Annotated in this window: 7 protein-coding genes; 4 read left to right on the forward strand and 3 right to left on the reverse strand. The window is 42.6% G+C overall.

Annotated features, from left to right (window positions below):
* Positions 1-64 precede the first annotated feature (64 nt).
* The 3 genes from mnmG (at position 65) to BLR32_RS06045 (ending at position 4,116) form a co-directional block, all read left to right on the forward strand.
* On the forward strand, positions 65-1,933 hold the full coding sequence (gene mnmG, locus BLR32_RS06035) for a tRNA uridine-5-carboxymethylaminomethyl(34) synthesis enzyme MnmG (RefSeq protein WP_089829521.1): 1,869 nt from the start codon (positions 65-67) through the stop codon (positions 1,931-1,933).
* A 635-nt stretch (positions 1,934-2,568) separates the two neighbouring features.
* Positions 2,569-3,699, forward strand: a complete 1,131-nt coding sequence (locus tag BLR32_RS06040) for a lactonase family protein (RefSeq protein ID WP_089829522.1) — start codon at positions 2,569-2,571, stop codon at positions 3,697-3,699.
* Positions 3,700-3,765: 66 nt separating this feature from the next.
* Positions 3,766-4,116 (forward strand): hypothetical protein, encoded by a 351-nt coding sequence (locus BLR32_RS06045; RefSeq protein WP_089829523.1) that lies wholly within the window; start codon positions 3,766-3,768, stop codon positions 4,114-4,116.
* Positions 4,117-4,123: 7 nt separating this feature from the next.
* On the opposite strand, the gene cls is transcribed toward BLR32_RS06045, so the two are convergent.
* Positions 4,124-5,602: a cardiolipin synthase gene (cls, locus tag BLR32_RS06050; RefSeq protein ID WP_176842179.1), complete on the reverse strand. Its 1,479-nt coding sequence runs from the start codon at positions 5,600-5,602 to the stop codon at positions 4,124-4,126.
* Between the two features lie 120 nt (positions 5,603-5,722).
* Here cls and BLR32_RS06055 point away from each other — a divergent pair, with 120 nt between their 5' ends.
* On the forward strand, positions 5,723-10,390 hold the full coding sequence (locus tag BLR32_RS06055; RefSeq protein WP_089829526.1) for a DUF3320 domain-containing protein: 4,668 nt from the start codon (positions 5,723-5,725) through the stop codon (positions 10,388-10,390).
* On the opposite strand, the gene BLR32_RS06060 is transcribed toward BLR32_RS06055, so the two are convergent.
* A complete protein-coding gene (locus tag BLR32_RS06060) occupies positions 10,391-11,521 on the reverse strand; it encodes a VWA domain-containing protein (RefSeq protein ID WP_089829528.1) in 1,131 nt (376 codons plus the stop codon).
* Positions 11,522-11,527: 6 nt separating this feature from the next.
* On the reverse strand, positions 11,528-13,774 hold the full coding sequence (locus BLR32_RS06065) for a DUF5682 family protein (RefSeq protein WP_089829530.1): 2,247 nt from the start codon (positions 13,772-13,774) through the stop codon (positions 11,528-11,530).
* Between the last annotated feature and the right edge of the window lie 5 nt (positions 13,775-13,779).

Below are 13,779 nucleotides of genomic sequence, written 5' to 3' on the forward strand. Positions count from 1 at the left end.
TTCCACGTGGAACATCATATATCCTTCCTTCTATGTACTTTTGCATTTCTATTTAAACAAGATTATGTTTCCATCTTACGATGTTATTGTGGTAGGCGCCGGACATGCCGGTTGCGAGGCGGCGGCAGCTGCTGCAAATATGGGGTCCAAGGTTTTGCTGGTAACCATGAATATGCAAACTATAGCTCAGATGAGTTGCAACCCGGCAATGGGAGGCATCGCTAAAGGTCAGATAGTAAGAGAGATTGATGCTTTAGGTGGATACTCTGGTATAGTTACAGATCAGTCAATGATACAGTTCCGCATGCTGAACCGTTCTAAGGGACCAGCTATGTGGAGCCCACGTACCCAGAATGATAGAATGCTGTTTGCTGCAAAGTGGAGAGAAGCGTTGGAGCAAACGCCTAATGTGGACTTTTACCAAGACATGGTGAAGGGACTGCTGGTGAAAAATGGAGTTTGTTTTGGTGTGGTGACAGGACTCGGTCATGAGATAAAGGCAAAATCAGTTGTATTAACTAATGGCACATTCCTGAACGGAGTGATGCACATAGGAGATAAACAGTTCGGTGGAGGTAGGGTAGCAGAGAAAGCTGCGACCGGAATTACCGAACAACTTGTTTCCCTCGGTTTCGAAAGTGACCGTTTGAAAACAGGAACACCTCCAAGAATTGACTCAAGAAGTCTGGACTATTCAAAAATGGAAGAGCAACCAGGTGATGATGTGATCACCGGGTTTTCGTATTTGGATATTGAGAAGATCAAACCGGAACAACAAAGAAGTTGTCATATTACCTACACCAGTGATAAGGTACACGAGATGCTGAAGACTGGTTTTGATAGATCGCCGATGTTTCAGGGAAGGATCCAGGGGGTTGGTCCAAGATACTGTCCAAGTATTGAAGATAAGATCAACAGGTTTGCCGAAAGAGATAGACACCAGTTATTCGTAGAACCGGAAGGTTGGAATACTGTAGAGATTTATGTGAACGGTTTTTCAACATCGCTTCCTGAAGATGTACAGTATAAAGCACTGCAGTTGGTGCCAGGATTTGAGAATGTGAAAATGTTCCGTCCGGGTTATGCGATAGAGTATGATTACTTCCCACCAACCCAGTTGCAGTTCTCTCTGGAGACTAAGCAGATTCAGAATTTATTTTTTGCAGGACAGATCAATGGAACAACTGGTTACGAAGAGGCAGCATGTCAGGGATTGATGGCAGGTATCAACGCTCACCTGAAAGCAAGTGGTCAGGCGCCATTTGTGTTGAAGAGGAGCGAAGCATATATCGGAGTACTGATTGATGACCTGATTAATAAAGGTACTGATGAACCTTACCGCATGTTTACTTCGAGAGCTGAATTCAGAACTTTGTTGAGACAGGATAATGCAGATCTCCGTTTGACTGAAAGAAGTTTTGAGATGGGACTCGCCGGACAAAACAGGTTAGACAAAGTGACCTTGAAGAAAGAAGGAGTGGAGAAGATAAAAAGTATCCTGAAAGAATTGCCAATCGATCCTGAAGAAATTAATCATCTGCTGGCAGAGAAAAATTCTTCGCCACTTCCTCAAAGGATGCGCGCCTATCAGATTTTGTTAAGACCATCTCTTGATATTTTCTCTATGAAGAATGGTGTAGCTAAAATTGGAAAAGCACTTGCTGAGTTTAGCGATGAAACTTTGGAACAGGCAGAGATCCAAATCAAGTATGAAGTCTACATCGAAAAAGAAATCGACCTGGTAAAAAGAATGAGTCAGATGGAAGATCTGATCATACCTGATAGTTTCGATTATTCAAAACTTGTTTCATTAAGTAATGAAGCTAGACAGAAATTTAATAAAATTCGTCCACGTACATTAGGACAAGCGAGCAGGATCAGTGGAGTGAACCCAAGTGATGTACAAATCCTGATGGTATATATGGGGCGCTAAAAAATAATATTGAATTGAAAATAAAAAATACATGCTTTCTATGAGCATGTATTTTTTTTGTCTATATTCGTTTGTCGACCAAAATATGGAACCCTGAAAAGAGATGAGCCAGACCGAACCTATGACACGACTGAACGAATTTTCATCCACGAAGAATTTCTAACGAAGCAAGGTTGAAATTTATTTATAGCCAATTTCTATGAGAGCAAGTTGACATCTGCTATAAATTTATTCACCACCGGATTTCCTGGAAAATTTACCAAAAAACTATTTCGCGATCTAACTATATGGATTAATGAAGCATTGCAATTCAATGTAATGTAACATTACTCCAATATTATTTATTCATTTAATAGAATGAATAACGATTAAAGTTAAGGTTAAATTAGAAGTATACAGTACCCGGTCCGTTTCTTCGGACTGGGCTATTTTTACCCAAAAAGTATTAAATTATTGAAAATCAATTTATTAGATATTTTTATAGTGAGCTCATTATCTCCTTAAATTTCGACGATCTCGCAAGGGGTAATATGATTGGTTCAAAACAGGGTCAGTTGAGAAATATGAGGTTTAAAATGCTTTTTTCTACTTTATATCATATTTAGTAATTTGTCTTATCTAAAAAGTCCTGGTTTATGCTCAATGCCTTACTTACTTCCACCGTTTTATTAACCTCCACTATGCTGTCGGCGCAAACTGATACAACTAAGGAAAAATATTTATTGATAGGCACTTATACAAAAAGTGCGGAAGAGGGAATTAATGTTTATGCATTTAATACTACTACCGGTGCATTGCGTTTTGTGAGCACTGCCAAAAATGTAGACAATCCATCTTACCTGGTGATTGCACCTGATCAGAAGCATGTGTATTCAGTGAATGAAAATAATGAAGGAGGAGTAAGTGCTTTTGCCTGGGATACGACAAGTGGTGAATTGACTTTTCTGAATAAGCAACCCTCGGGTGGTGCTGCACCTTGTTACATCACTACCGATGAAGATGGCAAATATGTAATCGTGGGAAATTATGGAGGAGGAAGTTTATCGGTATTGCCTGTTCGTGCTGATGGAAAAATTGACGCACCGGTTCAGACAATAGAACATACCGGTACCGGTCCAAATAAAGAGCGACAGGAAAAACCACATGTGCATTGTACCGTATTTGGTCCGGATCATAAATCATTGTATGTGTCAGATCTTGGCATCGACCAGGTGGTCATTTACAATTATAAGCAGGGAGATGTATTACCACTCATGCCGGCAGATACGGGATATGCTTTGTTGCCTCCCGGATCTGGTCCGAGACACATTACTTTTCACCCCAATGGAAAGTGGGCATATGTGATTCATGAACTGGATGGAAAAGTTACAGGCTTTAATAATGTAAGAGGTAAACTGAATCCCTTCCAGGCGATATCAACTTTACCTGCTACTTACAAAGGACCCATATCAGGAGCAGACATTCACGTTTCTCCGGATGGAAAATTTTTGTATGCCTCCAACAGAGATAAGTTGAACAATATTGTGATCTATAGTATTGACCGTAAAAATGGACAACTGGTAAAAAAAGGGGAACAGTCATCCGGTGGAAAAGCACCGCGCAATTTTATGATAGACCCTGATGGTAACTTTTTATTAGTGGCAAATCAGAATACTGATAATGTAGTAGTGTTTAAAAGAAATAAAACGACCGGGTTACTAAAAGCTACTGGTCAGGAAATTAAAGTTCCAAAACCGGTATGTTTAAAAATGATCGGTAGTAATTAAGAGTGGACAATCTTCCTGTACATCTGATTGGCACAACTTTTTCAGCAGAACTTAAAAAGAAAGATTATGAAAAAGAAAGGGGCAAAACCAACAGATAAAAAGTCCGAACTGAATGAAGACGAAAAATTCCCAGGTTATCCTGCGTATCCTGCAAATGAAGATATCACTTACAGAGGTGAGCAGGAAGAGCTCGATGTGGAAAAGGTAACCAGGTCTTCCCGTATCAATAATGAACTGGCGAGAGATTCATCTGGCAATCTGTCTGACCAGGAGGAAGGAGAGGATGGACTGGATGTTCCGGGAGCAGATCTTGATGACGAGAATGAACGGATCGGTGAAGAAGACGAAGAAAATAATTATTATAGTTTAGGAGGTGACAGACATGAAGATCTTGAGGAGGGTAGCGATGAGCCATAATTGTATATTACAATAATGGAGTCAACAGTCTACATACTGCATCTATAAACCGCTCCCAGATGGAACGGTTTTTCCATAGACGTCGTTCAATATGAACAGAATCTTGCAAGTCCTGTTCGAAAGCCGAGTTTAATTTATGCACAACTTGTTTGTCATAAACCACTACTGCAATTTCACTATTCAGATAGAAACTCCGGTAATCCAGATTAACAGAACCAACAATAGCAAGATTATCGTCTATCGCAATTGACTTCGCATGTATAAAACCCTTTTGATAGAAATAAACTTTCACGCCGGCATCAAGCATTGACTTGATGTAAGATTGTGCTGCGTGTTGAACAAAAAAAGAATCTCCGCGGAAAGGTAAAATCAGTTGTACATTTTTACCCGCCAGTGCTGCCATCTGTAGGGCAGTTAATATTTGTTCGTTTGGAATAAAGTATGGATTGCTGATGCGGATAGAACGCCTTGCCACATTGATCGCCATCAGAATAGTTTGCATCGCCATAGGAAAATCTGAATCAGGACCACTGGCAACAATATCCACAAAACAATTCTCTCGCAGATCGGAACGATGAAAGTAAGGCGGACCGAAAGGAAAAGTATTTTTACTGCAGTAACGGTAACTCATCATGAATTGCAACTGCAATAAATTCACAACATCGCCTTCCAGTTTCAGGTGCGTGTCTCTCCAGAATATCGGATGTTTTTCGTTATTCAGATAACGGGCATCCATATTGATACCTCCTGTAAATCCTACTTCTCCATCTATGATGATGATCTTTCTGTGATTACGATAATTAGCGTTGAGATAAAAGTTGATCAGTACAGGTGAAAAAGCAAAGACTTCTGCACCATGTTCTTCCAGCAGATCTGGAATGTCTCCTATGTTATCACTTCCCAGATCATCGTATATAAATCTGACTTCTATTCCTTCTTTTAATTTCTCAATCAGGATATTGGCTACTTCATTTCCTACATCGTCAGCGGCAAAAATGTAGTACTCAATATGTATATGATGTTTTGCTGCTCGTAATGCTTCCATCACTGCGGGGAATTTTTCTTCTCCATTCAGTAAGAGCTGCACACGATTATCACGCGAAAGTACGGAGTGCCGGGTATTCAGTAACATGGCAGATATTTCCTGCTTACTTGCCACCAGGTGTCTGAGTTGTATTTGTAAATGTTCTATTTCTTTTCGCTGCGACTCCCAATATCGCAACATCAACGTTTCATCTTTACTGCCTTTCAGGGTGAAACGCCGTTTCTTGCGGAGATCTCTACCCAGGTAATAATATACTACTAATCCCAGTATGGGAACGAAGACCAACAACATGATGTAAGCCATCGCCTTAACCGGGTTACGGTTTTCCAGCAAAATAGTGCCTACCACCCCAAGAAAGGAAAGTGAAATAAGCACATACCCGGTGATTTTCAATGCTATATGCCAATCTGTACCCCAGAGGAAATATAATATCTGATACACGCCGTTTCTTTCTAAATAGTTAAGAATAAAGGTAATGGTAATATCATTAGAATAAATTATGCCCATCAATCGTTCTTAACATAAATTATCATTTTTTTGTGTTCTTACAACGAACTGTACATGAAGGAATCAATCCTTATTAAACTCGAGGCCTCACGTCGGGAGCTACTGGATCTGGGACTACGTAACCCTTTATTGAATTATCGTTTACCCCTTAGTCGTGGAGTGCATATTGAACAGGAAAGCGTTGCTAATATATATGAAGTATTGGTGAAGCAGGGAAAAGCAATGACTTTTCTTCCCAAAACTGATTCAAAAGAAAAGAAAGAAAAAGAAGTTGATGTTGCAGAACCTTCCTTGCCTTTGCAGGAACCGGAAGAGGTAGTATATGATACTCGTCTGCAGACAACTGAAACTGCTACTGCATTACAGAACAGGTTATTGAATACTTACTATGCTGCACGTACCAGCCTGGAAGAACAGGGTGTGAATATTCTGTTCCTCACATTGGGGATGTTGAAGTGGTATGAAAAAGATAATGGTAAAGAGCAACGGCAGGCGCCATTGATATTAATACCTGTTTCTCTTGAACGTTCCAGTGCAAGAGAAAGGTTTCGTTTACGCTATACCGGTAGTGAGGTAGAAATGAATCTTAGTTTACAAACTAAGATAAAAGCAGAATTTGGTATTACGATACCTGATATGCCGGAAGCAGATGAAATAGCAGTACTTGATTATATCGGGCAGGTGGATGCAGCCATCAACGGTATGCAGAACTGGGAAGTGGTTACGGATGCGGTTGAACTTGGGTTCTTCTCTTTCGGTAAACTAATGTTGTATCATGACCTTGACAGTGATGGATGGCCTGCTGATGAAAAGCCTGCTGAACATCCTATTCTGCAAAGTTTATTTGGAGATGGATTCAAAGAGCATGCACCGGATATCCGTGAAGATGCATTTATTGATACTGAAACAACAGCACATGAATTACACCAGGTAGTTGATGCAGATGGTTCTCAGTTACTGGCAATGTTGGCTGTGCAGGAAGGACGTAACCTGGTAATACAGGGACCTCCCGGTACAGGTAAATCACAAACCATTACTAACCTTATTGCCAATGCAATTGGTGAAGGAAAAAAAGTATTGTTCGTTGCTGAGAAAATGGCTGCGTTGGAAGTCGTGAAACGCAGGCTGGACAGCATTCAATTGGGAGAGGCTTGTCTTGAACTGCATAGTCACAAAGCCAATAAGAAAGAGCTGCACCAGGAGCTAAGGAGAACGCTGGAACTGGGTAAGCCTGCTATTCTTCAACTGCAACAGGAAGTAATATTACTCGATGATTACAGGAAAGAGTTGAATGATTATAGTATTGCTGTAAACACGCCCGTTGGAGAAAGTGGCATTACTCCTCACCAGTTGATGGGCTATCTGTTAAAATTGAAAGAACAGTTTGCAACAATAGAACTACCACGTATAGCTGTATCTGATATTGATTCATGGAATGCATTGCGCATGCAACGTGCAGAAGCAATGGCAACAAGGATCGAGAACAGATTGGTTGAAACAGGGATACCTTCAGCATTATTATTCTGGGGAAGTGAGTTAACAGTATTGACGCCAGCAGGTCAGGATAAATTAATACCGGTATTAGAGAAAGCAGAAAGTACCACTGTTGCTTTACAACATGAAAGCGCAATTATCGCAGGACAGGTTGGATTACCAATGCCTCTCAACAGGAAGCATAGTATGGATCTGTCTTTCTTTGTACAACTCGCATCCGTTCGTCCGGATATATCAGGTGTACAATTAAAACATCCTGCGTGGCTGCAGCAGAAAGAAGATATCAAAGAGTTCATTGAAACAGGTAAACGACTGCGACAGATCCACCAGGTATATGATCCTATTCTTATTCCTGAAGCATGGGATCAGCAGGTACTTGAAATGCGACAGCACTTACTGGCGTTTGGAGATAAGTGGTATAAGTTTTTAAACGGCGACTATAATAAAACGAATCGTCAGTTAGCTGCTTTGTGCAGAGCGGGTGCACCTGATGACTTGCAGGGAAAGTTGTCCTGTATTGATGCTATTCTTGAAGCAAGGCGATTGAATAAATTATTGCAGGAACATGAAGTGCTTGCGAAAGAGTTATTTGGACAACGTTTGCAGAAGGGACAGGCAAACTGGGAATTGCTGGAAAGCATTACTAACTATTTAACGGAAGTACATAAGCAGATCAGTTATAGTACTTGTTCTGCTGTGATCTTAGATTACCTGGAGAAAAATGAACCGGTAGAAACGGCGAAGCGCTACTATGATACATTGCTGAAACACCTGCAACAACAGGGTGCTGCAATAGATGCTATGGTTACTGCATTTGCACTGAATGAGAAAAAACGCTTCCGCGAGATTACGCCATTACTGCAACGACCTTATGAAGATCAGATCCTGTTGACGCAATCATGGAGTAAAGGATTGCCAGAAATACATCATGTCATTTCCTGGAATAATCTTGTAGAAACTGCGTCAGCAGAGGGGTTGCAAACATTGACAGATGCAGTTGCATATTGGCCGGAAAGTGTGACAGCATTAAAGGGTGCATTGCAGAAAACATGGTATGAATATCTGTGGGAAAAAGCATTGATAGCGCATGCTTCACTACGCAAGTTTGAAAGATCAAGTCATGAAGCAGCAGTGAAACAGTTTGTAAAATTAGATACACTTAACCTGCAATATAACAGAGCAAGAGCGGCATTAAAACACTGGGATGGTGTACCTCCGCTGGAAGCCGGCGGACAGGTGAATGTGCTGCGGACTGAGTTTAACAAGAAGGCCAGACATATGCCTATACGTAAACTGATGCAGTCTGCAGGATTGGCCATACAAGCTATTAAACCTGTGTTCATGATGAGCCCTCTTTCTATTGCGAACTTCTTACCACCAGGATCGCTGCAGTTTGACCTTGTGATATTTGATGAAGCGAGTCAGGTGAGACCAGTGGATGCATTGGGTGCTTTATTGAGAGGAAAACAACTGGTGGTGGTAGGGGATAGCAAACAGTTACCACCAAGCACTTTCTTTGATTCATTGATGAAAGAAGTCGATGATGAGGAAAATGTAACAGCAGATATGCCAAGCATCCTGGGAATGTGTGATGCACAGGGAGCACCGCAGAGAATGTTACGCTGGCACTATCGTAGCCGGCATGAGTCGCTGATCAGTATGTCCAATCATGAATTCTATGAAGACAAGCTAGTGATCTTCCCTAGTCCTGGTGCAGAACACAAAATGGGATTAGTATATCATCATTTAAAAGATGCAACATACGATCGGGGTAAAACAAGAACAAATCAGCGGGAAGCAGATGCCATCACGGAAGCGGTAATTGAACATGCAAAAAATCATCCGGACATGAGTCTTGGCGTTGTTGCTTTCAGTTCCGCACAGATGCAGGCAATACAGCAGTCACTGGAAACAGCGAGGAAGAAAATGCCTGAAGTAGAAATGTTCTTCAAGGCACATCCACATGAACCGTTCTTTGTAAAGAACCTGGAGAATGTGCAGGGTGATGAGCGAGATGTGATCTTTATCAGTATTGGTTATGGCCGTACGCCGGAAGGTAATGTGAATCTATCCTTCGGTCCTTTGAATAACGAAGGTGGTGAGAAGAGATTGAACGTATTGATCACAAGAGCAAAGCAACGCTGTGAAGTATTTACCAATCTGACATCTGATGATATCGATCTGACTAAAACAGAAAGTGAAGGAGTACGCGCGTTAAAGAACTTCCTGTATTTCGCGCAGCATGGATCCATGCAAAGCGGATATACTGATGGCATGCCGGTGAATATTCCTTTTGAAACGCTTGTTGCGGAACATCTGACAGCAGCTGGTTATAATGTAAAGAAGCAAATAGGTAGTAAAGGTTTTTATATAGACCTGGCAGTAGTTGATCCGGAGCATCCGGGTAAATATATTCTCGGTATTATGTGTGATGGTGCGGCATATCATGCAGCACGTTCTGCAAAAGACAGGGACAGGTTGCGTCAGCAGGTGCTGGAGAATATGGGCTGGAACATTTATAATGTATGGAGTACAGACTGGTTCCGTCATCCTGCAAGAGAATTGAGAAGGTTGATATCCGCTATTGAAAATGCACGTGGAGGAAATGGAGATGATCAGGAAATGGATGCTATCCCTGAGGAAGATTATACGATGATAAGAGAAGATGAAGGAGAGGAGAGTGATGTACCATTGTATGAAATGGCAGTATTGCCGGAAGAAATAGCAACAAAAGATCTGCATCAGCATCCGGCAGATAAATTAAGATCATGGCTGGAAATGGTAGTGCGTGTCGAAAGCCCGGTTCATGTGGAAGAAGTAACTCGCAGAATATTAGATGCGGCTGATGTATCACGTGTGGGTAACAGAATACGCGAGGTATTGAAACAGGCTATTGCGGATGCTGTTGGAAATGATTCAGTAGTAGTAAAAGAAGAGTTTCTGTGGAACGCGACAATGGATACACCATTGGTGCGCAGCAGAATGAATCTGCCTTCTGCATCGCGTAAGATGACTTATATCGCGCCGGAAGAATTGCAGGTAGTGATTGAAAAGGTGGTAGGTGATGCCATTGCTATTACGATGACTGCGGCCATACCCATTATTGCAAAGACACTTGGTTTTGCCCGGGTAACAGAAGACCTGAAAACAGATCTGCAGGAAGCTGTTGAAAAAGCATTGGCAGATGGTGTCATTTACCAGGATGATGAGTGGCTCAAAGTAAAGTAATCACTTTTTCAATACCAGATCTTCTTTAGCAGCCCAGCCGTTGATATCCTGCTTGCTGAGTGCTGCCGCCATCATATCAGGAAACTTGTCTGGTGTACAGGCAAAAACAGGAATGCCAAGATTAGAGAAGTATTGTGCATTGCTATAATCGTAAGCAGGAGCGCCATCATCATTTAGCGCCAGTAACACGATCACCTGTACACCGGCAGCAACCAGTTCAGCTGCACGTTTCCGCATGTTATCGTCACTGCCTCCTTCAAAGAGGTCTGTGATCAGCACCAGTACTGTATCAGCAGGTTTTGTAATGATCTGCTGGCAGTACGACAGTGCGGCATTAATATCTGTACCTCCTCCTAATTGTACGCCAAATAACAGGTCAACTGGATCTTTCAATTCTTCAGTCAGATCAGCAACGGCAGTATCAAATACCACCATGCGGGTTTTGATGGCAGGTATTGATGCCATTACAGATCCGAAGATACCAGAGTAAACAACAGAAGTTCCCATAGAACCACTTTGATCAAGACAGAGAACTACGTCTTTCAGAGAGGTTGTTCTTCGTCCATAACCGATACGGGTTTCGGGAATGATAGTTTTGTATTCAGGTTGATAATGCTGTAGGTTCTTGAGTATAGTAGCGTGCCAGTTGATCTCATTGTGACGGGGCCTCTTGTTGCGAATGCTTCTGTGCAGACTACCGGTGATAGCTTGTAAGGTAGGCTGTGTCAGCTTTTTCAACAGATCATCTACCACTCTTTTTACTACCTGGCGGGCTGTATCTCTTGTTTTATCAGGAATGGCATGGCGTAACGTTAGTAATGTAGCTACGAGATGTACATCAGGTTCTACATTTTCCAGCATTTCCTTTTCAAGTAAGAGCTGTGTAATGTTTAGGCGTTGTATGGCATCGCGTTGCATGACCTGCACAACGGAGGCTGGGAAGAATGTACGGATATCACCCAGCCAGCGACTAACGTTGGGAGAGGAGGGGCCAAGGCCTCCTTTTTTCTCACTATCATAAAGTGCCTCCAATGTTTTATCCATCTGCAGTTCCTGTCCACTGAGAGAGAAACCAGTGCCGTCTGCATCACTACCTCCCAATACGAGGCGCCATTTATTCAGATCATCCATACAATACTATTTAATACCTAACATTTGTAATACCACAGGAACACCTTTCATCGCTCTTGCAGTATCTATGTTGTCCATTTCCTGCTGATGCAGGCCTGTGATTCCGGTGGTACCACCTTTTGCTTTTTCCCCCAGTTTCCTTCTTTCTGTTTTACTGAAATTAGAGAAGGTTCTGCGCAGTAAAGGCAGTAGTTGTTTGAAGGCCTCTTCTTCCAGCTGATGCATCCAGTTATATACAACGGTCCAGAGATCATTATCTACAAGTAATAGCGTACCACTTCCCTTGAGAAATCCTTCCAGCCACGCTGCAGATATTACAGGTGGCACAGCAGCAGACATAGCATAACTGAACGTTTTTACCAGTTCATTGCCTCCAATTTGTCTGTGGTCTGTTAATAGTCTGGTAGCATAACCTCCGATGATTGGAGCGGTACTATCATTGCCTGCTACCTGGAAGAGGGTTTGTTGCCATTGTGTGGTAAGCTCTAGTTCCTGTAAGATCAGGATAGCGTCATTCATTCCATAGATGAGTTCCAGTAATTCTGTTGCTGCATCATCAGCAATAGCAATACAGGCTGGAGGCAGACTGATACAGATACGTGTGATCATCCCGGCAGTGATACTCTCTACAAGCGTCGCATCCGTTTTCCTGACGTTACCATAGCGGCTGATCTGCACCAGACCTGGAATGACAGTCATTAACTGCATTACATCTCCTGTAGCAGCAGCAAGGTTGTTCACCTGCTGGACTAATACTTCTACGGCAGCATGCAATTCAGCAGGGATGGCTGTTTCGAGTAAGGTACATACTTCTTTCAGAGAAGTAGTAGTACGTGCCTGATGTTGTACGTATTGAGAAGTAGCTTCTTCTACTGTATTACCCCAGCTACCTTTCTCGATGATATCAATTGAAAAGCCGGGATCCCATTGCAGGCGCCATTGTTCTTTGAAGGTACCTTTACCGTTAGTGCCATAACGTTGCCCCCATTGAATACCGAGCATTTCAAGACGATGTAAAAGAATACTACGATCAAGATCTGTCTCCTTACGAAGGTCAAGTACATAATCTTTAAAGTCGGCAGTTTGTGGCAAACGTAATCTCTTCTGCTGTTTTTCGATATCTGTCTGCAATGGAGGGCGGGGGATATCTGAAGGAACCTCACCGATCTTATCACTGACAATTAACTCATCCCTGATAAGCTGCAGCATGAAGTCTTCTCCATTACAGAGCACACTAAGCGTAGCGTCATTCAGTTCTTCCAGACCAGGCTTAGGTAGCTGCCTGATAGCTGTTAAGGCAGAAGAGAGACGAACCGCTTCCAATACATGCGCAACAGAAATATCTTTTTGCTGATCCCTGAATAGCCTTGCCACACGCGACATCCAGCGGGAACCATCATCTGTAGGGTAACGCCAGTTATGTTCGTACCATCCTGGCGAATTGATACCAGCACCGTAGCCGCTGCTATAACTAAGACGATTGTATGTCCAAGGGATCCAGGTGGTCGCTACCTTTACTTTAGGGAGTCCTTTTAACAGGTCGTTATCATCCTTTGCTTTGGGCATATTAATGAGTGCAGGAGCATGCCATGCACCACAGACAACGGCAATCTCCGTGAACATTTCTCTTTCTGCCTGCCGGATAGTTTTGCGCATATGTGCTTCACGCAGCTGTTCCTCTCTGTCGTAAGGCAGGCGCAGGTCCTGGCGTAATGCCTGTATACCTTCTGCTATAGCGGTAAATACTTCCTCGGGGTCCTGCCTGTACTCAAACATATGTTCCCACCATTTCTCCTCATCTTCAAAACCAGCAGCACCGGCCAGATGAGCGATTGGATTATATTTTACAGTACGGGCATCGGGTATGTGAGGAGTAAGAGTACTATTCAGTGAAGGCGCTTCTTCAGCGTCTACCTTTGGTTCTCTTGCTGCCTTTAATTCAAATTGGTGAGCCATGGGCAAATCCATGAAACGCACCGGGATCTTGTTTTTACGGGCGTATAAGATAGCCTGCCATTCCGGAGAGAATTCAGCAAACGGATAGAATACCGCTTTCTGTGGAGCATCCGGCTGATAGGCAAGAATGGCCACTGGCGGAACCAGGTGTTCATTACCTACCCATTCCAGGATGCCATCTGCTTCAGGAGGACCTTCAACCAGCACAATGTCAGGTCTCGTCTTTTCAAGGTACTCCTTCACATGTCTGGCAGAGCCGGGCCCATGATGTCGTATGCCTAATATATGTATTGACATAAGGT

The sequence above is a fragment of the Chitinophaga filiformis genome (assembly GCF_900102545.1).
Taxonomy (GTDB): domain Bacteria; phylum Bacteroidota; class Bacteroidia; order Chitinophagales; family Chitinophagaceae; genus Chitinophaga; species Chitinophaga filiformis.